This is a genomic window from Geotalea toluenoxydans JCM 15764 (assembly GCF_001311985.1).
Lineage (GTDB): Bacteria > Desulfobacterota > Desulfuromonadia > Geobacterales > Geobacteraceae > Geotalea > Geotalea toluenoxydans.
This window is the reverse complement of sequence record NZ_BBCJ01000026.1, coordinates 48,252-68,893: the sequence shown is the minus strand read 5'-3', so window position 1 is coordinate 68,893 and position 20,642 is coordinate 48,252. Positions and strand designations below refer to the sequence as shown.

Sequence of the window (20,642 nt, the reverse complement as noted above, 5' to 3'; positions counted from 1 at the left end):
CTTCTTCACGCCCCCCACCTTGACCAGCAGCTCGTTGTGGCCGTTCCCCTTCAGCATCACCGTATCCCCCGGTGACAGGTTCAGGAGTTCGGCAAGGGTGATGGAGGAATTGCCCATTTCCACCGAGATCTCCAGTGGCGCCTCCTTCAGTTCTTCAGACAGGCGGAAGGACCATTGGGGATCAACGGCCATCATGTCTACCTGCAGTCCGCTCTTCAGCTTGTCGCGGATGGGCTCCACAGTCATGTACGGAACAGCGAGGATCATCGAGCCCACCGTCTCCTCGATCTGAATCTTGAGCGACATGGTAACCACCTGGTATTCCGGGGGGACGATATTGACCAGCCGCGGATTCATCTCCATGCGCAACAGGTTCATCTTCACGGCCAGGAGCGGCGCCCACGCCTTTTCCATGTCGGCCAGGGCGTCCCTGATGATCTTTTCCACCAGCCGCAGTTCGATGGGGGTAAACAGGCGGTTATTGGCAGGTATGTTGGGGACCCCGACGCCGCCGAGGATACTGTCGACGACGGTGTAAACAAAGGTGCTGTCCACGGCGATCAAGGCCGCCCCCTTGAGGGGCTCTATTTTATAGATGGCCATGCAGACCGGGGAAGGAAGGGACTGGAGGAAGTCGTCGAATTTGTAAGGTCTCGCACCTACCTTTTTGATCTCCACCATCTTGCCCAGACGGTTGGACATGTTGACCCGGTTGTAACGGATGAAACCGTCATAGATGATATCCAGATTGGGGACAAAGCCCCGGTGGGCATCGGAGTTGAAGAGATCGTAGGTGCTGACCTGTCCCTGGGTTCTGGCCAATTCCTTGGCCGGCTCGATGCTCCCCTCGAAAACGGCACTGAGCAACGCCTCTATCTCTTCCTTTGTCAGTATCTTTTCCATGACGGCTGTCCCTATTGCACGACGAAATCGGTGAAATAAACCTTGATGACCTTGCCCGGCCCGAGAATCTTGACGGTCGTACTCAGTATTTCATCACGCAGCTGGTTCTTCCCCTGCAGGTCCTGAACCTCGCGCATGGTCTTGGTCGTCAGCAGAACGAGGACGGCATCACGCAGGGCGGACTGTTGGGCATCAATTTCTGTCTTGATCTCTGCCGCGGCCATCTCGAATTCAACCTTGATCTTCAGGTAACGTAGTTCCTGACCATCATATATATTGACAATGAACGGCTCCAGGGGGTAAACGGTGGCAGCAGAGGCCTTTTCGCCCCCCTCCCCCTTTTTTTCCGCTTTTGCTTCCTGGGCCTTTGCCGGCTTTTCCCCCTTACCCCCTCCCATCATCATTGCAACAATGACGGCTACGACTATCAAAGCCAGCACGGCAGCACCGATGATGATAAAAAGCTTCTTGTTATCCTTGGCAGGAACAGCCTCTTCCTTTTGCTCGGCCATACGAACATCTCCTTTTTCTCTGGAATATCAGCTAGTTTTACAAAGCTCTTCCATTACTGCAACGGCAATGCCAGCAGCTAACAGTCATCATTCTGTCTCAGACCGGCAGCGGCAGCTTCGGGCATAACCGGCTAACATACCTGTTCTAAAGGGTTTTTACCGAAAACAACAGTGGGGTGGGGAAATATTTGGCGGCAGTTCGATGAAATATTTTGAAGGAGGGGTCAATGTTTTGACAAAAAGGGCCGCAGCATGGAGGCTGCGGCCCTGTGCCATGAATCAGCGTTTCAGGTTAAGCACTTCCTGGGTCATTTCGTCGGCGGTGGTGATGGTCTTGGAATTTGCCGAGTAGGCCCGCTGGGTAATGATCATCTTGACGAACTGGCTGGCCAGGTCCACGTTGCTCTGCTCCAGGGAGTTGGAGAGGACCTTTTCGCTGGTGCCGTTCGGTTGATTGCCGGCAAGGGTAAAACCTGCCGCCGATACTCCCGAGGGTGCCGTTGCCTTGTACAGTGAGCCACCAACCTTTTCCAGGCCGGTAAGATCAGTTGCCGAGACAACCGCCAGTCTCTGCACCGCTGCTGCGTTGACAGTGGTGGTGGGCAGGCCGACTGCGCCGGTGGTGCTGTAATAGAGGTTGGTAATGCCGTCCTGGGCAAGATAGGTAATAAGGCCGTTGGGCTCCACCTTGACGACTTTCGAAAAATTCTGGTCTGCTGTACCACCGGTGTAAAACCGGATCGGTTGACCGGCTGTGTCGAGCACCTGGTAACCATCCGGATTTACAAGATAAAGATCCTTATCCACGTGAAAGGCCCCTGCCCTGCTTAGAAAAGCCGCATTCTGGGCGGCCACCGGTGCGGCAGTCGTCGGCGGTTTGAGGGCAAAAAAGCTGTTCCCCTGAATGCCCAGATCAGTGACATTTTCCGTGGTCTCGAAGCTCCCCTGGCCGAAGAGGTTTTCCACCTTCTGTATCTGCATGCCGCGGCCGATTTGGGAATTGTTGCCGATATTCTGTGACAACATGTCCGAAAAGAGCATCCTGGCGCCCTTGAAGCCGACTGTGTTCACGTTGGAGATGTTGTTGCCGATAACGTTCATTGCCTCGCCGTTGTTCAAAAGACCGCTGACACCGGTAAACATTGCACTGGTTATACTCATTGTTGCCTCCCGTTAGTTGTTCGGAACACCTCTGTCGGTCGGTGCTCCTTGGGGCTTCCTCTTGGAGGGCCAGCCCTTGTAAAAGTTCGAGGTTCTATGTTCTATGTTCTAAGTTCTAGGTTCGACGTTCGAAGGTCGAGGTTAAAATCGTTAAAAGATGACGGCGGAGTCGATGTTGGTAAAGACGTTGCCGGCCATCTGGGTTTTATCCATGGCCGTTACCACTGTCCTGTTTTTGACACTGACGACAAAGGCAGCATCACCAAGCATCACCAGGGAATCCTGGCCCCCCTTTTGGGCAACGCTGTCAACTGCGCCTTCCAGCTTTTTCATGTCAGTCTCGGTCAGGTTGATTCCCCGCGCCTTCAGCCTCTCCTGGGCATGCTGGGAAAATTTGACCCCCTGGCTGGGCAGTTTGTTTTCCAGGATTTTGGCGAAGGGTGATTCTCCGCCGCTGGATTTTTCCTGTACCTGCTTCGTCGAGGGCTGCCGTGACGGTGGCTGGATCGGTTGGGGAAAAAATATCTCGTCGATCACCTATGCTCCTCCTTTGACACTGATGACACCGGACAAGGGTACCTGCAGCGCCCCCACGGTAAGGACCGGACCGGAGCTCCCCATTTCCACCCCGTCAACCTTGCCCCGGATAAGGGGAGTACCGCTAAAGGCCGCACCATCGGCATCGGCCCCCTTGACGGTCACATTGTAGATGCCTGTTGTCACCGGTTGTCCCTGGTTGTTGGTACCGTCCCAGGCAAGTGATGCATAGCCGGCAGCAGTCAGCCCCTGAGTCAGGGTCTTGACGGTGGCGCCGCTCTCGTCGGTAATGGTGATAGTCACCGTTTGGGCAGTGGAAGAGAGATTGTAGTCTATGGTGCTGGCGCTGCCCGACTGGTGGCTTATCTGGCTGCCGGGAGCCAAGATGGACTTGCCGATGAAGGATACCGCAGAAAGTGACGCCATATTGTTGCTCTGGGTCAGGATGCTCTGCAGGTTGGTGTTGGTGTTGTAGGACTGCTCCACCTCGGTAATCTGGGCCAGCTGCGTTATGAACTGGGAGCTGTCCTGAGGATTGAGCGGATCCTGGTTCTGCAGCTGTGTCACGAACAGCCGGAGGAAATCGTCCTTGTTGAGCCCGGTTGCCTTCTTCATGGCTGCCGCTGCTGCAGTGGTGTCGTTTGTCGATGTTACCGTACTGACCATACTCTAACCTCCTCTTGTCAGAATCTCACGTCAACCAGCCCCTGGCCGGTCCCTGTCAGATAGCTGACCCGTTTTTCCTCTCCTTCGGCAAACGTACCCCCCATGGCCGCATAGTTATTGTAAGAGCGGTTCTGCGGTACCCATTTCTCTCCACCCGACTGCTGGCTGAAGCCGTAATTGCCGCCGGTGGAGACATTGAAGCGTTCCATGGTGACGTTCTGTTTTGACAATGACTCCTTAAGGGTGTCGATGTTTGCCATGAGGACATCCCTGACCATGGCATTTTCTGCCACGACCTCCACCTTGAGCCGCTGCCCTTCCATGCTGACGTTGATTTTCAGCTCTCCAAGTTCGGCCGGATTGAGCGTCAAGGTGATCTGCCTGCCTCTTTAGGGTTATGCAGTGTCAGGCTTTCCTTTACCTGGGAAACGATGCTTTCCGCCGAGGCAGTGGCTGGCGCCTCCCCCTTGTACGGAGTTTCGGAGATCACTGGAGTTTTCACAACTTCGCCGGTTGCAGCGAACTGCAGCTGGCTGTTCATTCCTCTCTCACCGGTGGTCGAGTTTCCGCCACTGTCGCCGAGATCCGGTGAAAAGGGCTTGCCGGTGGTTTTGATTTCCGGCAGTTCTTTCTGCCCGCTGGCTATGGCATCCTTGCCTTCCGTTACCGGTTTGCTTTCTGCAGTTTCCCAACGGCCGTCACCTGCTCTCACCGTCATCCTGTCCTGCACCTGCCTGACGGTCTTCTCCTTAATACCGGGTGCTTCCGGGGTAGTCTCAACCGTTATGGCCGGTAGTGCTTCCGGATTTTCTGTTTGGCCACTGGTTGTTACCGGTGCACTTTTACCCAGCCCCGGATCTGCTTTGGCAACAACTTCCGCCGCCGTTGTCTCCCCGACAGACAGTTCTATGCCCGATTCAAACAACGGAGAAGCAACGGAGACGGTTGCCGATGCCGGAATTCCATTGCCGGAGGGTACAACCACCCGCCCAGGGATTTCCACCTTCTTTGCCGCACCACCCTCAGGGGCAGCTTCCGCCAACACCGGCTCGACCTCGGCAGTTGCAGTTGTCTTGCTGACCCTGATTTGAGGCATATTTTCCGTCTCGGCTTTCTGCCGGTTCTCCGACGGCTGCTCCGTCTCCCCCTGTTTCTGCTGTGGCATGAATGCTGCCGTTTCAGCAGTCTTCATCATGGCCTCCCCATGGAAAGGTTCCGTTTTTACCTCTGGGATCGGCTCTTTCTGTGCCTGACTCAGCGGCTGTGGCGGTACCTGCACCTGCGCTCGGGGAGTTTGACTACGATAACCGGTACCTGCACCTCCGATGGTAATTGTTTCCCGGTCTGAACCTGAAGTTGAGGTGTTTCGGTCTGAGCCCGGTTCTGGTTTTGCTCCCGGGGCTGTATCGGAATTGCCCCAACGGCAATGGCCGCCTGTTGAACCGCCAGAGGGAGCTGGTCCCCTTCAAGGGCCGCGGGTGAGACTTCTGCCTCATCCCCTTTTTTTACCGGCTCTGCATTGCCGGCAGATGCCGATTCCGGCACGGCGGCGGCCCTTGGTTCTTCCCCTTTGAGCACATCCGCTGCAGGTTCCATAGCTATGTTACCGAGAAGTTCGGCAAAGGTTGGGCCGGCATCCAGGGAAGCACGGTTGACGGCGGCCGCTTTGCCAATTGAAACAGGTGTCACGAGGGGAATAAGTGCTGCCCCTTGGGACGGTAGTACTACTTGCATGTTGTCCATTTTCTCACCTCCTTTATTCTGGAATGGCACCGTTCAAACCGGTGCAAACTTTTATCTGCCGACCAGGTTGTCCCTGGTCCACTTGATGACCCTGGGCTGATTGAGATAGGGAATCAGCTTGACCGCCGTCTTTTGGTCCATCTGGTTGAGCATCTCGATGACCAGCGGTTCCTCCAGCTTGTCCATCAGTCTTCCCGCCTCTTCAGGCTTCAGGGCCTTGTAAATCTTGATCATCTTCCTGTAACGCTCGTTTTCCTCTTTTTTCCGCGTCTGCAGTGAACCCTCCATGGACTTCCTCGCCACATTCAATTCATTAATGCGGCTGTCCAGGCTGGCGGAGAGTTTTTTCAGTTCCTCTTCCTTGGCTTTGAGGGCCGCCTCTTTTTCCAACAGCTGCTGCCGCTGCTTTTCCAGGGCGCAGCCTCATCCCGGTCAGTTTTCGGGGAAACAGTAGCGGCTACGGGACTCTGGGCCAAGGCGACCCGCTGCAGAGCGGAAGGCTCCATCTCCGTATGCCAGAGCATGACAAAGGCCACCAGCGGGATGATTAGCAGTATTTTTTTCATCTTTTGCCATGACCTTTTTTCTGGATGGAAATCTCATCAAGGAAATGCAGCTCCCGTTCGGCCGCGTCCCTCTTCAGGGCCTGGACCTTCCGCTCCTTGAACGCTTCCAGCACCTTTTTATCCTTGGCCGCAGTCAGCAGCGTCTCGCGCTTTTCAACCACTTTTCTTTCCAGGGCCACAACTTCCTGGCGCTGGTCGATAATCTGCTCTCTCTTTTTGCGGCTGAAATTGGCATAGAGCTGCAGATCATTAGCGGAAATACCGTCTATCTGTTTTTCCCTCAGCTCTTCTGAAAGGCGTCTCATGGCGCTTTCGGCCCTGGCCAACTGCTCATTTGCCCCATCCAGCTCATATTTGGCCGCAGCAAAGTCGATTTTGCGCATCTTTTCCATTTCCTTACGGAAATTAAGCACCTGATCCAGCTGAAACCCTTTCTTGGTCATGATCTACCTCACTTGGCCCGACAGAAAAAGGACCGGCCTTTCACAGAGCCATGGTATCGTCGAATATGGCTTCCAGCTCCATAACTGCATTCTCGACCCCGACACCATCTTTTATATCCTGCTTCAGGTAGGCGTTCATGTGTTCTATCTTTGCCAGGGCATAGTCTATACCCGGATTGCTCCCCGGTTTGTAGGCGCCGATATTGATCAGATCCTCCGCCTGGCGGTAGGTGGCCAGGACCCCTTTGAAATTGCCGGCCAGCTTCTGGTGGTTTTTGGCGGTCACATCCATCATCACCCTGCTGGCGCTGTTGAGGACATCGATGGGTGGATAGATGTTTCTCGCGGCCAGTTCCCGGGAAAGGACGATATGGCCGTCGAGGATACTGCGCATGGCATCGGAGATCGGTTCGTTGAAGTCGTCCCCCTCCACCAGCACCGTATAGAGTCCGGTGATACTCCCGTTCTGGAAGTTGCCGGTACGCTCCAGAAGCTTGGGCAGGGCGGCGAAAACCGACGGCGTGTAGCCTTTGGTCGTCGGCGGCTCGCCGATGGCCAGCCCCACCTCGCGCATGGCCATGGCAAAGCGGGTGGCCGAGTCCATCATCAGCAGGACCTTTTTCCCCTGGGCCTGGAAATATTCGGCAATGGTGGTGGCGATGTAGGCGCCGCGCATGCGCACCAGGGGGGCTGATCGGAAGTGGCAACAACAACCACCGACTTTTTCAACCTTCCGCCTGCAGGTCTTTTTCGATGAATTCGCGCAGCTCTCTCCCCCGCTCGCCAATGAGGGCAATGACGTTTACGTCGGCTTCCGTATAGCGGGCAATCATGCCGAGCAGGGTGGATTTACCCACCCCGGAGCCGGCCATGATCCCCACCCGCTGCCCTTCGCCGCAGGTGAGCAGACCGTTGATGGCCCTGATGCCAGATCGAGCGGTTGGCGGATCGGACGCCGCTTCATGGGGTTTACCGGAGTGGCGTAGATGGGATATTCTTCACCGGTGATAATCGGGCCGCGGTCGTCGATGGGTGCCCCGAGCCCGTCGATGACCCTGCCCAAGAGAGCCGGTCCGACCCCCAGGGAGGCTTTTTCGCGGCGCACCGAGATGAGACTGCCAAGACCCACGCCTCGCAATTCCCCGAGGGCATGAGCAGGGTTTTGTTCTCCCTGAAGCCGACAACCTCCGCCGGAATGGATTCACTCCCCTGTGAGTTTATCTCGCAGAGAGTACCGACGGCAGTCTCAGGACAGAAACCTTCGATGACCAGCCCCACCACCTGGGTAACCTTGCCGTGCAGCTTGATGGGCCGCGCCGATTCCACTGCCGGCAGAAAGCGGCTGAGGTCAATCTTCTTCGCCAGCATCCGTCTTTCCCTCCGTTTCCATCGTGTCGGCTTCAAGTGCCGTCACACTGCGATCCTCCATGAAGCGACGGAATATCTCATCCAGCTGGGCTTCTATCCTGGCATCTATGGCCCCCATGGAAGTCTCCACCAGACAGCCCCCACCGGGTATGGTTTCATCGGCTTTCAGGGTGATCCTTCTTTTCTCGTTGGCAGGCGGCAGAAATTCCCTATGGTCGGCAACTATTTCATAATCCGACGGACTGAGCCTTACCACTACCTCATCACCGTCCGAGACATTGCTGACTGCAGCCTTCACAATATTGACCAGGATTCTGCGGTCGATGGATATTTCCTGAAGGATGATCTTGCGGGCAATGACAATGGCCAGCTTAAGCAGGTCTTCCTCGCTCTCCTGCATCACCTTCTGCCGGAGGCCTCCGGTACTGAGTAGTGCCTTGGCCAGCGCCTCGCTTACCTTGGCCAAAGACTCTTCCGCCTGGCGTTTGCCTTCACGAAGCCCCTCATTGTATGCCGCCTGTTCGCGCCGGTCGGCCTCTTCCTCGGGAATGCCGACAACAATCTTTTCTTCTACTGCGCCGGCCGTATCCTCTTCAGCGTTCCCTGCCACTTCCTCTTTGTCCGCAGCAGCCCCGGCCCCCGGTATTACCGGAGTGAAAGGAGCATTATGGTTGTCTGCAGCAGGGGGCTCGTCAGCACTCCCCTTTAACTCACGGAAGTGGAAACCCATGAAGCCGGCATCGTCGATGGATTTGATGATCTTAGACGAGGACATCGTCGCCTCCGCGGCCGGCGATGACCACCTTGCCGTCTTCCTCCATTTTCCTTACCACCTTGATGATCTCCGACTGGGCCTTTTCCACGTCGGAAAGGCGAACCGGCCCCATCACCTCCAGGTCCTCCTTGATCATCTCGGCGGCACGGGACGAGATGTTGCGGAAGATCTTGTCCTTGACGTCGTCCGGGGAGGTTTTCATGGCCAGGGTCAGGGTATCGTTGCTCACCTCCCGCATGATCGACTGGATGGCCCGGTCGTCCAGCTTGAAGATGTCCTCGAAGGTGAAGAGATGCTTGCGGATAACTTCGGCCAGGGGCGGATTGAGCGCATCCAGACGGTCGAGGATCTTTTTCTCCTTGCTCCGATCCAGATAGGAGAACATGTCCACCACCTTCTCCACGCCGCCGACCTTGAACCGTTGCACGCCGCCAAGGGCCGTCAGCTCCTTGCGGATAACCTCGTCGATTTCGGCCAGGATTTCCGGCGATACCTGGTCAACCTCGGCGATGCGGATCACCACCTCGGCCTGAAGCTCCTGGGGCAGGAGCCCGACAATTTCACTGGTCTGCTTCGGCTTGAGCTTGGCCAGGATGACGGCAATGGTCTGTGGGTGCTCCTGGGAAAAAAAGTTGGCGATGGTCTTCGAATCCATGGTGGCGAGAATGTCCACCATATCGCCGATACTTGAGGTGCGTAGCTCCTGAAGGAGGCTTTCGGCCTTTTGCACGCCTAGGGCCTTTTCCAGGATCTTCTTGACGAATTCCTCCCCCTGGGAAAAAAACCGGTTTCGGGATTGGTGATATCCGTGAATTCCGTCACCACGCCCTGAATGACGTCGCGCGGCACGTGACCGAGACGGGCCATGCTCTGGCTTATCTTCTTTATGTCCACATCATCCATGTGCTCGAATATCTTGCTCGTTGCGTCCGGGCCAAGGTAGAGGAGCAGGATGGCGGCTTTATCCGATCCGGTCATGAAACATCCTCAACTACTGTTCTTTGTGTACCAGCCAGTTCTGGAGAATCTGGGCAACCTGATAGGGGTCCTGCTTCACCTTTTCGATCAACTCTAGCTGGTTCAGTGTCTGCAGGGCCATTTCCTGCTTGTGGGCCTCGTTCAACTGGATCATCTCCAAATCTTCCTGCACAGGCTGGAAGGAAGGAGGTCTATGGGGCAACATCCGCATCAGCGGCTTGATGACAAAGAAAATGATGGCGAAGAAACCGCCGGCAATGAGCAGGTTCTTCAGCAGGGTCATGACGATCGGCGCATTCCACCAGGCATCCTGGGCACTTCCCATATCGCCGGTTTCCTGAAACGGAATATTGGCAACCGTCACCTGATCGCCCCGTTCGGCATTGAAGCGACGGAGCTTTTAACCAGTGACTCGATTTTCTGCAATTCATCGGGAGTGCGCGGCTGGTACTTGGCCTTGGCAGCACCCGCTTTAGCAGCTGCCGGGGCTTCATACTTGCCGTCCACAAGAATGGCCACCGACACCTTGGTCAAGCTGCCGACCGGTTCGATGATGCGGGCGGTGGTACGGCTGACTTCGTAATTGAGGGTTTCGTCACTCTTGGAACCGCCACCGGTGGTGCCTGACCCCGGAGGGGTCCTGCCCATATTTGTTTGCACCCCCGGAACACCGGCAGCAATGTTGGTGCTCCCGCCTTTTCCTCACTCCGTTGTTCGCTGCGTACCGCTGCCGTTTCCGGATCGTATTTCTCTTCGTATTTCTCCACCTGCTTGAAATCGAAGGTAGCCGAGACCCGGGCTACAGATCTGCCGCTCCCCACGACTTTGTCCAGAAGCGACTGCAGACGCTCTTCCAGGTTTTTTTCGTAATTGCGCTGGGTCTCCTGCATGGTGCTGGTCAGTTTGCCGGTAGCATCGGAAGGGCCGGTCCTGCTCAGGACCTTGCCGCGGCTGTCAAGAACGGTGACGTTCTCCGTATCCATCCCCTCGATGGCGGAGGAGACCAGGTGCACCACCCCCTGTACTTCATTTTCACGCAGGGTGCGGTTTGATTTCATCTTCAGAACCACAGAGGCAGTGGGGGGCTTTTCGCTGTCCTTGAACAGGGATTTTTCCGGAATAACCAGGTGGACCCTTGCCTGCTCCACACCTGCCAACTGGGCAATGGTCCGGGAGAGTTCACCCTGCAGGGCACGCTGATAATTGAGCTTCTGGACAAATTCGGTCATGCCGAAATTCTTCCGGTCGAAGATCTCGAAACCTATTCCTCCCCCCTGGGGCAGCCCTTCGCCGGCCAGGGAAAGACGCAGTTCATACACCTTGTCAGATGGGACGAGAATGGCTTTGCCGTCCGCCGAAATCTGGTAGGCAACCTTCTGATCCTTCAGTTTCTTGACGATCTCACCGGCATCTTCGGTTGTAAGGTTGGCAAACAGCGGGCGGTAATCGGTCCTGTTGGCGACAAAAATAAGAGCAGCGAAGGCCAAGAGCGAACAAGCCGCCACCCCGGCCACAATCAGGCGTTTGGACGTGGGCAGAGACAGGAAAGGATCAAGCAGTTTTTTCAAACCTTCCGGCATAGGAACTCCGTATCAACTGACAATGCATCTACGACGAATATCAGGCTGTTAAACCGGCATCCTCATGACTTCCTGATAGGCTTCTACTGCCTTGTTGCGCACCTGATTGAGAAACTGGAAAGAAATGCTCGCCTTTTCCACGGCCAGCATTACCTCGTGCAGGCCTGTGGCTTCGCCTGTGGCCAAGCTTTGGATGGATTTATCGGCCGACAGCTGCATGTCGTTTACCTTGCCGACCATTTCCCCCAGATACTTGCTGAAGCTCTCGGCAGGCGCCGCGCCGGCTGTTTCCTTTGCCACCGGCGAGGGAAAGGCATGCTCAATCCCGGTACCACTCTCGATCGCTTTGATAACCATCTTTTCCTCCGTAAAATTGTTTATGATTCATGCTCGAAAATATCCAGGTGCAAGGCGCCAAGTTACGAGCAGCAAAGTAATGAAGGCAACGCCGCAGATGAATGTTTTTCAGCGTAAATCATCGGCCGAGCTCCAGGGTTTTCAACGCCATGCTCTTCGCTGCCTGGGCTGCAGTGACGTTTGCTTCATAGGTGCGGGTGGCGGCAATCATATCGGCCATTTCTTCCACCACGTTGACATTGGGCAGGGCCACATAACCCTTGGCATCGGCATCGGGATGGGTCGGATCGTACTGCAGGCGTGGCGGCGTCTGGTCCTCGGTGATCTGCACCACTCCCACCTGCTTCGGCTCCATACTCCCTCCCGCCTTCTTCAGCACCGAGCTGAACGGTTCGACAACTGGTTCAGCGGCAAAAACGGCATCCTTGCGCTTGTAGGGTCCCCCCTCGGCAGTCCTGGTGGACCCGGCATTGGCCAGGTTGCTGGAGATGAGATTCATGCGTGTTCTTTCGGCGGTAAGGGCCGAGGCACTTATGTCCATCGAGGTGAAAAAATCCATCAGTTACCCCCTTTTATCGCGTACTTGAGTCCTTCGAACTTTTTACCCAGGAGTTGTACGCTGGCGTTGTACATGATCTGGTTCTCCGCCATTTTGCCCATCTCGTTTTCCAGCTCGACGGCGTTATTGTCCACCCCCACCGATTTGGCCGGGGTCTCGACCACCGTCCCGGTCACATCCTCGACAGATCCCCCCTTGCCTTTGAGGGGTATGTGACGCGGGTGGGTGACGGCGCCCTTGCTAATCCCATTACCCTTGACCGCGTCCTTCAGTTCCGATTCGAAGGAGAGCCGGGTCGGCATGTAACCGGGAGTTTCGGCATTGGCAACATTGGCCGAAATGTGATTATGATTTTTCGCCCTCAAGTCGAGGGATTTACCCAAAATATCCACGGTGGAACTAAATATTCCATCTACAGGCATAACAGACTCCTTTCCCAACAGCTGACTGAGCAAAACCCATACCAGACATTTTATCCAATAATTACAAGCAGTTTACCCACACCGTAACCCCTGGTTCCCAAAATCAGCACTTTCTATTTTGACCAATGTCATTAATTTGACTTACCGGGTTAATGTCTCCATTTTTTCCTTCCATTGCAGGTCGCCCAGTCCCTGCTCGGCCATGCGGCGCCAAACCGGGTCCGTTCCTTCCTTGAGTATCCTGTTCCAGTGGCCCTTGGCCTCCCCATAGTTTTTCATCTGCAGCTCCAGCTCTCCCATGGCAAACAGGAACTGTTCCTTCATTCCGCCGCCAGCTACTTCAAGACCGGCAACATAGGCGGCCATCGCCCCCCGATGGTCCCCCATTCCTCTGCGGGCGGTGCCGAGGGTGAAATAGGCATCACCGGCAAATGTGGAAGAGGCTTTCGATTGGGACAGGCCATCGACATATTGCCCCAGCACCCTCTCTCCCCTTTTGTAATCCTTCTGCGCCGTAAGTGCCTTGCCCAGGTAATAATAACTGTTCAGCTGGGCAGCCTTTTCCTTCGGCTTTGTCAGCCAGGAAAGTTCCGCCACCACCCCCGGCAGGTTTTTCTTCAGAAAGGCGATTTCTCCCCGATGCTCCAGCATGTGCCGGTAATCCGAGTGGTTTGGGAACCGACGCAGGAAATTGGCGGCCGTCAGGTCTGCCATGGCCAGATTGCCCATGGCCATGGACGTATCGACAATCTGCCCGTAAATAAAGGGGGCCGCCCCTTCCGTCCAGTCACGCTCGGCAAGATGATTGAACAGCTCCACCTTTCCCGCCGGCTTCTGCAAATGGGAAAAGGCCTCGGCAAGGCGGTGGATGAACATTTCATCGCTGAAACAGCGGGCAAGATAGTCGCGATTCTGCTGGGCCAGGTCGACCAAGCCCGGATAGTTCTTTGCCCTGTACATTTCAAGATATACACGCAGCAGCAGTTCCTGGCGCATGCTATGGGCAATGGTCACAAAAGTTCCCTGCGGATATTGCTTTTCATATTGAATGACCGCTGCCAGTGCCTTACCTGCCTGGCCATACAGGGATTCGATCAATGCCGCCTTGAAATTGGCATCGTCCCTGAGGGAAACAGCGCCTGCGGCTCTGTGGATGGACCGGTATTGCTCTGCCAGTGGCTGGTAGGTATCGGCGCTTACGGAAAACAGGCGTCTGTCGGCAAGTTTCAACAGAGCGTGATAAGCGGCCTCGGTTTCCGGAAAACCTTCGGCAATCGTTCCGAATATGGCGACAGCCTCTTTATCCCGGCCGTTCCGGGCCAGAATGTCCGCCAGTCGATCAAGCAGAAGCGGCGCGTAAGTCTTTTCCGCCAGTTGGGCGATGAGGCGGGCCAGCATCTTGCGCCCATCGGCAAGGTTTCCCATCCTGGCGATGCTGTCGGCAAAGTAAAAGGTCGTGGCAGGATTGAAAGCCATATAGGCGGGCCAGCGCTGCTCTCCCTCCCTGAAAGCCTTGAGGGCTGCGTCATATTTGCCGAGCAGGTAAAGGGACTCCCCCAGGCGATAGCAGGCCAGCGGCCGCAGAGGAGTGTCTCTGCCGGTAAACCAGGCGAAGATCTCTGCTGCCTCAGCCCCCATCTCCTTATAGAGAAAACTCTCCCCGCGCTGGAATAGTTTTACCTCCCCATCAACAGCCACCTTCTGCAGCTGAGCCGTCGGTGGGAACAAAGGGTATCTCGGCCTTGAGCGGTGGATCGAAGTCGGTCACTAGCCTGGCCGTCCCATGCAGTATCAGTTCCCTCCCCGGAACGATGGCCGGTACAGCCGGTCCCTTCTCCTTGCCCACATTGACAGTCAGAATTCCTTCAGCCAGATCCATGATGCGCAGGCAGGGAGCGGCGTCCCTGGTGCCGATGGTTATCTGCAGGTCTTTGCCCCTCTGGGAGAAGCGGATGCCGGAGATATGGGAATCGATATAGGTATTTAATTTTCTGAAGAGAGGTCCGTCGGTGTCCTTGAGGGTGAGGCGGATCCTGTTCGCCGACTCCGCCACAGTGTAAGTTGTTGCTTGATCGAGCTTCAGGTCAAGACGGGTCGACGAAACCTGTTGACCGACCTCCACCCGTTGCAAGCGGGCGAGTTCTTGGGCCGTTGCCTCGGCTGCATCCAAGAGGCAAAGGATGAGCAGGCCCGCCCCGGCCAGGCAGCGGCAGAAATAAAGGGCAAGGGGCAGCCCAGTATGCTTGAAGGGACCGGCAAATTTCATCGGTAGTGGTTATCCGGTATTGGAGAATGATCGACAGCCAACTATGGCAAAAGGCGTGCCGTCAGCGAAATGCTTGCTGGCAGCAGGCCTGGAGGGGCTTAAGATAAATGGCAGAGACAAGGGGTCAAAAAAAACAATGATTGCTGAATATTTATTGACGCGTTTCACGCGGCATGCAGGTACTTTTGTACCTTGGCCATCAGTTCATCGGCATCGAAAGGCTTCATGAGGATGTCGCTGGCCCCGTAGGTAAGTGCCTTGAGCACCGCAGTCCTGGTCCATTGCCCGGCACACATGATGATGGGGAGGGAAGCCTTGCTGCTCTGGGCACACACCCTGTTGCATACCGCCAGGTCACGTTCTCCCGTTTCATTCACCTCGATTACCGCCACCCTGACCTCGGTTTCCTTGAGCAGCTCATGGAGATCGGCGCCCAGAGGGGCATCCACCAGGTCAAAGCCGGTGGCGGTCAGGTACTCCCTGACCGTCTGCCGCTCGTCGACATCCTCACTAAGAATAAGGATGGACTGGGTACGGGGAGCGCTTTCGGCATCGGCTTCGCCGGCTTCTGCTTGGTGGCGGCCTCCGGCGAAGCTGCCGCCGCTTTTTCTTCCGGTTGCGGATCAAAGAGATTGGCCAGTTCCGGAGGCACCATGATATCCAGATAGTGCATCTCCTGTCCTTCTATCTCAAGGGGCGCCCGATACATAAGATAGTCACTATCGGGCAGCGGCTCGGCATCCGTGAGCTGATCTATCTCCGGAATATATTTTTTTGGCGGGGGCAGCAGTTTCAGGTGTACCTTCTGGGGCAATTTCGGCTGAAAAACAGAGTTGAACGAGCCGATGATCTGGTTGGCAATTTCACCGAAAGCATCGATGTCGTCTGCCTCCATGATGCACAGCCTGCGTTTTTCCGCAATGCGGGGAGCCGGAATGCCTAAAAGGATGCTGCTCATGACGATGGCATCGCCAAGGGAAAAGAGCAGGTAAAAGTAACCCTGATATTCCTCCTTGGATTCGACCGCAACAACAAAAACTGCGTCGTCCATATCGGCGAAGTAACTTTTGCGGTTGGTGTTTATGATGTCGGAATCGCCAGAGGAGAGGGTCACCCCGAGGAGCATGCTGCTCTCTTCCCCCGCCTGCTTCAGTGCGGCATCGAGCATCTCCTGTAATTTTTCGAATCCTGCCATAGTAGATCCTGCCTTAACCTTCCTTGCGCAGCTTCAACGCCACCAGAAACCGCTCTCCTTCGTTGGTGAAGGGAATGATGACACAATTATCATCGGACATGGAATTGACTGTATACTCTTCACCCGAAATAACGGTCGGAATGGAAAGATTGATGTCAAGTCCCCCCTTGGAAAGGATCTGCTTCACATACCCCCCCAGCATGTTGGCAATCTCTCCCAGGGCATCGTTCACATCCTCTCCCACATCCGCCACATCCATCCCCAGCATGTTGGAGGTGATGCGCAAGGCAAAGGCCTTCGGGCAATGGATGGAAAGGATGCCGGTATAGGTGCCGGCCAGGCCGACCATGCCGGTTACGCTGCAATGGAAGGTGGTAACCGGCTCCCGCAGAGGGTAAGAATCCTCCAGGTCAAGCATGACCATGGTATTGAACACTTCCTTGGTGGCATGGATGACATACCCTGCCAGGTCTTCTTCCTGCATGTTGACTGCCTTGGAAACAGCGCTATTGAGTGTCATCACAGCAGCCCTCCCAATTTTTCATTGAGCTGTTCCGGAGTGAACGGCTTCTTGATGCTGTCGCTGGCGCCGCTGGACATGGCATCTTTCAGCACATCCTCTCCCCCCTCGGTGGTGATCATGACAATCGGTATTTGCTTGCCGCTTGCCCGCACCTGCTTGATGAACTCGAGGCCGTCCATGTTGGGCATGTTGATGTCGGAGAGAATCAGATCGACCTTTTTCTCTCCCAGCACGCTGAGTCCTTCGATGCCGTCGCCCGCCTCGAAAATGTCATCGACGACCAGACCTGCCTGCCGCAACGAACGGGAAATAATTTTCCTCATTGTTGAAGAATCGTCCACAATCAATACATTTGCCATAACCCATCCTCCTCTGCCTGGTACCCCTCAGGGTGCCTGTCAATTTTTTGAAATATTAGAGTCTGCTCCGATTACCGTCAGGAAAGCCCCTTGTCATTAAGGAAGGGACCGTATTTTTGGTCCTCTCTCTGGATGTGGTTGGAAAGCCAGTCCTTGAGGAATGTCATCACCGTCTGGGTCAACACCGGGTTTCCTTCCTTAAGCTTTTTCTGGATATCAGCCACCTGCATTACCAGCAGGTTGTGCTCTTTTTTGTGTTTTTCGTAGTCACCGTAGCCGTGCTTCTGCAGCAATGACTCCTCTGCGGCAAAATGTTGTTTTGTGTAATCCACCAGTGATTGCAGGATCTCCCCCAGCACATCCTTTCCCTTGCCCGCTTTCATGGCGTCATGAAGCTTGTTGATGAGGTCGATCAATTTTTTTGTGCTGCTCGTCGAACTGCTTTACATTGACACTGAGGCTTTGATTCCAGGTGATGAGAGACATGTTTCCTCCAAAATAGTAGTCGATGATTCTTATATTCGGCGCCCACAGTGAAAAACTTTAGGCAGCGCTGCAAGGAATGACGATGGTAAAGCAGCTCCCTTCGCCAACGGCACTCTCGACGGCGATGGCCCCGCCATGGGCCTCGACGATGGCCTTGCTGATGGTCAGGCCAAGACCTGTCCCCCTGAAGCCATTGGCGCCTTTTGAACGAAAATACTTATTGAAGATACGGGGCAGGTCTTTCTGGGGAATGCCTATCCCTGTGTCCGTTACCGATACATGCAGCTTTTCATCCCCCAGCCATGCATTGACCGTCACCTGACCCTTGCGGGGGGTGAATTTGACCGCATTGCCGATGAGATTGGCAAAGACACGGGAAAGCTGATTACCATCCACGTTCATCGCAGGAATACCACTTTCGATATCGTGGGTTAACCGTACCCCCCGTGACGAAGCCTCACGGGCCATATCATGCAGCACGCCTCCAGTATGGCGGAAAGATCGCACCAGCTGCACGTGGTCTGCAGCAGCCCCACTTCCAGACGGTATGCATCCAGCACGTCCTCGATCATGGCCAGTAGTTTCAGAGAGCTTCGGTCCATTTCATCCAGACACGGCAGCAGCGAGACATGCACCTTTGCCCCATCTTCGTTTCTCAAGGCCTGTACATAGCCCATCAGTACGGTCAGGGGAGATTTCAGGTCATGGGTCATCATGCGACGATTTCTTCCCGATGCCTCTTTTCCTTCTTTTCTTCTGTCACATCAAACAGTTCGTATATTTCTCCCGACAACTCTCCGGAGGGAATTCGCACTTCCGCTGATCTGGCGGTCAATACGGCACCGTTGACACTCACCTCCACCGGCATCTCACGGCAGTTTTCGCTCAGTACCCTGTAGACAGGTGTCCGTAGTGGCAACATGTCCACCCTTTTGCCTGTGACATCACCGGCAGAAGTATGCAACATTGCCTCTGCCCTGGCATTGATCAGGGCTATCCTGCCGTCGCCGTCCAGATAGATGATGCCGGTGCTCTGGCTGGCGATGATGCTTTCTGCGATCGAGGCCATGTCCGGTGCCGTTTTTTGGTGTGCTACCGTCTTTTGCATGATTATGCTTATCGGGATTTGCGGGGAGAGCTTGAATAATTAATAGCGGACTGCCGCCAGTTCAAGACCTGCCATTCTCCAATGGCAAAGAACGCTATTTCGTTTGACAGCTATTCTTCCCCATGATAGGTATCATTCTTGCTTTTGATATAAAAAAACCCTTACATGGTGGGCATTTATGTTCTTTAAAAAATACCTTTCCTCGATGAAAAGCACCTGCATCTTCATGCTCTGCTTCGGCCTGTTCATGGGGATCATTTTTCCGTTTTATTCCTGGCTTTTCTTCGGCAAAAGGGCATTCACCCCCATGTACGTCATCGGCTGCATGTTGGCCGGTATTGCCGTGGGGACGTTCTGCTATTACATTATCAAGCAGGTGATGAAGATCCATGTGGAGAACCAGTGGCGCACGCTTAGTGCCATTGCCGGGCAAGAGGAAATGGAAAGAATAGGTAAGGGGGGAGACGAGCTGAAATTGCTCCTGGAGTGCCATGATCTCCTTCTCGGCAAAGTGCTGAAGATGGTGGAAAATGTTGCCGCGCTTTCCCTGGACATCAATTCCTATCACCGTGGAATAGGCGATCAGTCCAAGGAGATCGTTCAAAGCGGTGAAAAGCAGGTCGCCAAGGAAAAGGAAACCCTGCAGGCAGTCCGTGACATGAACGGCTTCTTCAATGATCTGTTGCTGGAGATCGAGGATATTTCCCGGAGGACGGACGAGCGGGCGTCCATCACAGCCGAAATGAGTGCGACAACCGATATGATCGCCGGCAATATCAAGGACTTTACGGCATCGGTGCTGGAGACTTCCGCCTCCATCGAGGAGATGGCCTCAAGCATAAATGAAACGGCTACCAACGTGGAGGCACTGGCTCTTTCCACCGAGCAGACCTCCAGTTCCATCAGTGAGATAAGCGCCGTTAACAACAATGTCCGGGACAATGCACAAAGGACCAGCGAGTGCGCTGAAGACATGCGGAAAAAAGCCACGGAAGGCATGCAATCCATGGCCGCCACCCTCAAAGCCATGAGGGAGATAGAAAAGACCAACGCCGACTCATTTGCCGCCATCAACCGGCTTTCGGTGCATTCGGCAAGGGTTGGCGAATTTCTCAATGTCATCAAGGAAGTGGTTGATCAGACCAATCTCCTCTCCCTCAATGCATCCATAATTGCTGCCCAGGCCGGGGAACAGGGCAAATCTTTCAGTGTGGTCGCCGAAGAGGTAAGGTCCCTGGCCAAGAGAACCTCCCTTTCGGCAAAGGAAATCCAGGAACTGGTAACCAGTATTCAGAAGGAAACCGCTGAGGTGCAGAGAACCATTTCCCAGGAGAAAGACAGGATCAGGGATGGGGTGAAGATTTCTGCCATTGCCAACACGGCCTTGGAAAAGATTGCCCAGGGGACGGCGGAAGCATCGCAGATGGTGCAGAAAATTGCCACATCCACCGTCGAGCAGGCTGCCGCCAGCAAAATGATTACGGAAGAGGCTGAAAAAAATCTGGACCGGGTCAAACAATTTACCGGCGCCATCCATGAGCAAAAACGGGGAATCGGGCTGATCGTAAGGGCCCTTGACAAGATGCGCTCCTTTTCCGCTCTTATCTCAAACTCGACTCAGGAACAGTCACGGGGCAACCGCCTCTATCTGAAAAGCGTCATGGAAGATAACGATCGGGTAAAGCAGCTCAAGGAAACGGCTGTACAGCAGATCATGATGGGGGATGTCCTGTTGAATTACGTGACAGAGGCCGGACTGCTCAATGAAGCAAACAGCATGCTGGCCGAGGACATGATGAAAAAGATAAAGGTCATTGCCGCCCTGACGGACCGGATGCACACGGAGCTGGCACCTTTCGTGGCGAAAAGACAGTAACCAGCTCCGCCATCAGTTCAGCCTGCAATGAGTAGCAGACCCTTGTTCCTTCCCTTCGGGCAGTGACTATTCCGCTCTCCTTCAGAACCTTCAGATGCTGGGACACGACTGCCTGGGGCAAACAAAGGTGCTGCCACATTTCCTTGACGCAGACGCACCGGTCCGCCAGTTCGGCCACGATCCTGAGCCGTACCGGGTGACCAAGTATTCTGATCAACAGCGCCTGTTCTTCTACGGTCATCGCATCCTCAAGATTTGA

28 protein-coding genes and 3 pseudogenes are annotated in these 20,642 nt (G+C 55.0%); 2 read left to right on the top strand and 29 right to left on the bottom strand.

The genetic code is table 11. The annotated features are described in order from the left end of the window. The 28 genes and pseudogenes from fliM to JCM15764_RS24400 form a co-directional block, all read right to left on the bottom strand. Nucleotides 1-903, bottom strand: a 903-nt coding sequence (gene fliM / locus JCM15764_RS15985; protein ID WP_054697484.1) for a flagellar motor switch protein FliM, incomplete at its 3' end; no start/stop codon positions are given. Nucleotides 904-914: 11 nt separating this feature from the next. After that, nucleotides 915-1,415, bottom strand: coding sequence for a flagellar basal body-associated FliL family protein (locus JCM15764_RS15980; RefSeq protein WP_054697481.1), 501 nt, complete (start codon nt 1,413-1,415; stop codon nt 915-917). A 279-nt stretch (nt 1,416-1,694) separates the two neighbouring features. Then, entirely contained in the window at nt 1,695-2,576 is an 882-nt protein-coding gene (locus JCM15764_RS15975; RefSeq protein WP_054697478.1) for a flagellar hook-basal body protein, read from the bottom strand. Between the two features lie 150 nt (nt 2,577-2,726). Next, entirely contained in the window at nt 2,727-3,113 is a 387-nt protein-coding gene (locus JCM15764_RS15970; protein WP_054697475.1) for a TIGR02530 family flagellar biosynthesis protein, read from the bottom strand. Then, entirely contained in the window at nt 3,114-3,779 is a 666-nt protein-coding gene (locus JCM15764_RS15965) for a flagellar hook assembly protein FlgD (RefSeq protein ID WP_054697473.1), read from the bottom strand. It abuts the gene before it with no gap. Between the two features lie 17 nt (nt 3,780-3,796). Further along, nucleotides 3,797-4,150, bottom strand: a complete 354-nt coding sequence (locus JCM15764_RS15960) for a flagellar hook-length control protein FliK (protein ID WP_054697470.1) — start codon at nt 4,148-4,150, stop codon at nt 3,797-3,799. Continuing rightward, a complete protein-coding gene (locus JCM15764_RS15955; protein WP_243689184.1) occupies nt 4,147-4,974 on the bottom strand; it encodes a hypothetical protein in 828 nt (275 codons plus the stop codon). Before JCM15764_RS15955 ends, JCM15764_RS15960 begins: the two co-directional genes overlap by 4 nt. Nucleotides 4,975-5,033: 59 nt before the next feature. After that, nucleotides 5,034-5,522 (bottom strand): hypothetical protein, encoded by a 489-nt coding sequence (locus JCM15764_RS15950; RefSeq protein WP_054697466.1) that lies wholly within the window; start codon nt 5,520-5,522, stop codon nt 5,034-5,036. 51 nt (nt 5,523-5,573) lie between these two features. Then, on the bottom strand, nt 5,574-5,912 hold the full coding sequence (locus JCM15764_RS15945; RefSeq protein ID WP_243689183.1) for a MotE family protein: 339 nt from the start codon (nt 5,910-5,912) through the stop codon (nt 5,574-5,576). After that, complete coding sequence (locus JCM15764_RS24440) at nt 5,870-6,088, bottom strand: hypothetical protein (RefSeq protein WP_243689182.1); 219 nt, start codon at nt 6,086-6,088, stop codon at nt 5,870-5,872. The genes JCM15764_RS15945 and JCM15764_RS24440 overlap by 43 nt, the downstream gene beginning before the upstream one ends. After that, complete coding sequence (gene fliJ, locus JCM15764_RS15940) at nt 6,085-6,531, bottom strand: flagellar export protein FliJ (RefSeq protein WP_054697463.1); 447 nt, start codon at nt 6,529-6,531, stop codon at nt 6,085-6,087. The genes JCM15764_RS24440 and fliJ overlap by 4 nt, the downstream gene beginning before the upstream one ends. Before the next feature lie 40 nt (nt 6,532-6,571). After that, nucleotides 6,572-7,899: pseudogene (locus JCM15764_RS27055) on the bottom strand (FliI/YscN family ATPase). Next, nucleotides 7,880-8,674 carry a FliH/SctL family protein gene (locus tag JCM15764_RS15930; protein ID WP_054697461.1) on the bottom strand — a complete coding sequence of 265 codons (795 nt, stop codon included), beginning with the start codon at nt 8,672-8,674 and terminating at the stop codon, nt 7,880-7,882. The pseudogene JCM15764_RS27055 and the gene JCM15764_RS15930 overlap by 20 nt, the downstream one beginning before the upstream one ends. Beyond that, nucleotides 8,661-9,652, bottom strand: a pseudogene (fliG, locus tag JCM15764_RS15925) (flagellar motor switch protein FliG). The gene JCM15764_RS15930 and the pseudogene fliG overlap by 14 nt, the downstream one beginning before the upstream one ends. A gap of 13 nt (nt 9,653-9,665) precedes the next feature. Further along, a pseudogene (fliF, locus tag JCM15764_RS15920) lies at nt 9,666-11,232 on the bottom strand (flagellar basal-body MS-ring/collar protein FliF). Between the two features lie 48 nt (nt 11,233-11,280). Next, complete coding sequence (gene fliE, locus JCM15764_RS15915) at nt 11,281-11,589, bottom strand: flagellar hook-basal body complex protein FliE (RefSeq protein ID WP_054697458.1); 309 nt, start codon at nt 11,587-11,589, stop codon at nt 11,281-11,283. 118 nt (nt 11,590-11,707) lie between these two features. Continuing rightward, nucleotides 11,708-12,148, bottom strand: a complete 441-nt coding sequence (gene flgC, locus JCM15764_RS15910; protein ID WP_054697455.1) for a flagellar basal body rod protein FlgC — start codon at nt 12,146-12,148, stop codon at nt 11,708-11,710. Then, complete coding sequence (flgB, locus tag JCM15764_RS15905; protein ID WP_054697453.1) at nt 12,148-12,570, bottom strand: flagellar basal body rod protein FlgB; 423 nt, start codon at nt 12,568-12,570, stop codon at nt 12,148-12,150. Before flgB ends, flgC begins: the two co-directional genes overlap by 1 nt. A gap of 141 nt (nt 12,571-12,711) precedes the next feature. Further along, entirely contained in the window at nt 12,712-14,268 is a 1,557-nt protein-coding gene (locus JCM15764_RS15900) for a tetratricopeptide repeat protein (protein ID WP_054697450.1), read from the bottom strand. Beyond that, a complete protein-coding gene (locus JCM15764_RS15895) occupies nt 14,258-14,836 on the bottom strand; it encodes a hypothetical protein (protein ID WP_054697448.1) in 579 nt (192 codons plus the stop codon). Before JCM15764_RS15895 ends, JCM15764_RS15900 begins: the two co-directional genes overlap by 11 nt. A 164-nt stretch (nt 14,837-15,000) precedes the next feature. Beyond that, entirely contained in the window at nt 15,001-15,309 is a 309-nt protein-coding gene (locus JCM15764_RS24415; RefSeq protein WP_243689189.1) for a response regulator, read from the bottom strand. After that, nucleotides 15,306-16,031 (bottom strand): hypothetical protein, encoded by a 726-nt coding sequence (locus JCM15764_RS15890; protein ID WP_243689178.1) that lies wholly within the window; start codon nt 16,029-16,031, stop codon nt 15,306-15,308. The genes JCM15764_RS24415 and JCM15764_RS15890 overlap by 4 nt, the downstream gene beginning before the upstream one ends. Before the next feature lie 13 nt (nt 16,032-16,044). After that, on the bottom strand, nt 16,045-16,551 hold the full coding sequence (locus JCM15764_RS15885; RefSeq protein WP_054697445.1) for a chemotaxis protein CheX: 507 nt from the start codon (nt 16,549-16,551) through the stop codon (nt 16,045-16,047). Continuing rightward, nucleotides 16,551-16,913, bottom strand: coding sequence for a response regulator (locus tag JCM15764_RS15880; RefSeq protein WP_012645585.1), 363 nt, complete (start codon nt 16,911-16,913; stop codon nt 16,551-16,553). Before JCM15764_RS15880 ends, JCM15764_RS15885 begins: the two co-directional genes overlap by 1 nt. A 77-nt stretch (nt 16,914-16,990) precedes the next feature. After that, nucleotides 16,991-17,329 carry a bacteriohemerythrin gene (locus JCM15764_RS15875; protein WP_243689177.1) on the bottom strand — a complete coding sequence of 113 codons (339 nt, stop codon included), beginning with the start codon at nt 17,327-17,329 and terminating at the stop codon, nt 16,991-16,993. 127 nt (nt 17,330-17,456) lie between these two features. Then, on the bottom strand, nt 17,457-17,879 hold the full coding sequence (locus JCM15764_RS24410; protein ID WP_243689176.1) for a sensor histidine kinase: 423 nt from the start codon (nt 17,877-17,879) through the stop codon (nt 17,457-17,459). Next, nucleotides 17,831-18,115, bottom strand: coding sequence for a histidine kinase dimerization/phospho-acceptor domain-containing protein (locus JCM15764_RS24405; protein WP_243689175.1), 285 nt, complete (start codon nt 18,113-18,115; stop codon nt 17,831-17,833). Before JCM15764_RS24405 ends, JCM15764_RS24410 begins: the two co-directional genes overlap by 49 nt. Then, a complete protein-coding gene (locus tag JCM15764_RS24400) occupies nt 18,112-18,468 on the bottom strand; it encodes a PAS domain-containing protein (protein ID WP_243689174.1) in 357 nt (118 codons plus the stop codon). Before JCM15764_RS24400 ends, JCM15764_RS24405 begins: the two co-directional genes overlap by 4 nt. A gap of 217 nt (nt 18,469-18,685) precedes the next feature. On the opposite strand from JCM15764_RS24400, the gene JCM15764_RS15865 reads away from it, so the two are divergent. After that, a complete protein-coding gene (locus JCM15764_RS15865) occupies nt 18,686-20,383 on the top strand; it encodes a methyl-accepting chemotaxis protein (protein ID WP_054697442.1) in 1,698 nt (565 codons plus the stop codon). Here JCM15764_RS15865 and JCM15764_RS24395 read toward each other — a convergent pair. Next, nucleotides 20,319-20,552 carry an ArsR/SmtB family transcription factor gene (locus tag JCM15764_RS24395; RefSeq protein ID WP_243689188.1) on the bottom strand — a complete coding sequence of 78 codons (234 nt, stop codon included), beginning with the start codon at nt 20,550-20,552 and terminating at the stop codon, nt 20,319-20,321. The two genes, JCM15764_RS15865 and JCM15764_RS24395, sit on opposite strands and share 65 nt — an antisense overlap. On the opposite strand from JCM15764_RS24395, the gene JCM15764_RS24390 reads away from it, so the two are divergent. Then, nucleotides 20,478-20,642: a hypothetical protein gene (locus JCM15764_RS24390; protein WP_243689191.1), complete on the top strand. Its 165-nt coding sequence runs from the start codon at nt 20,478-20,480 to the stop codon at nt 20,640-20,642. The two genes, JCM15764_RS24395 and JCM15764_RS24390, sit on opposite strands and share 75 nt — an antisense overlap.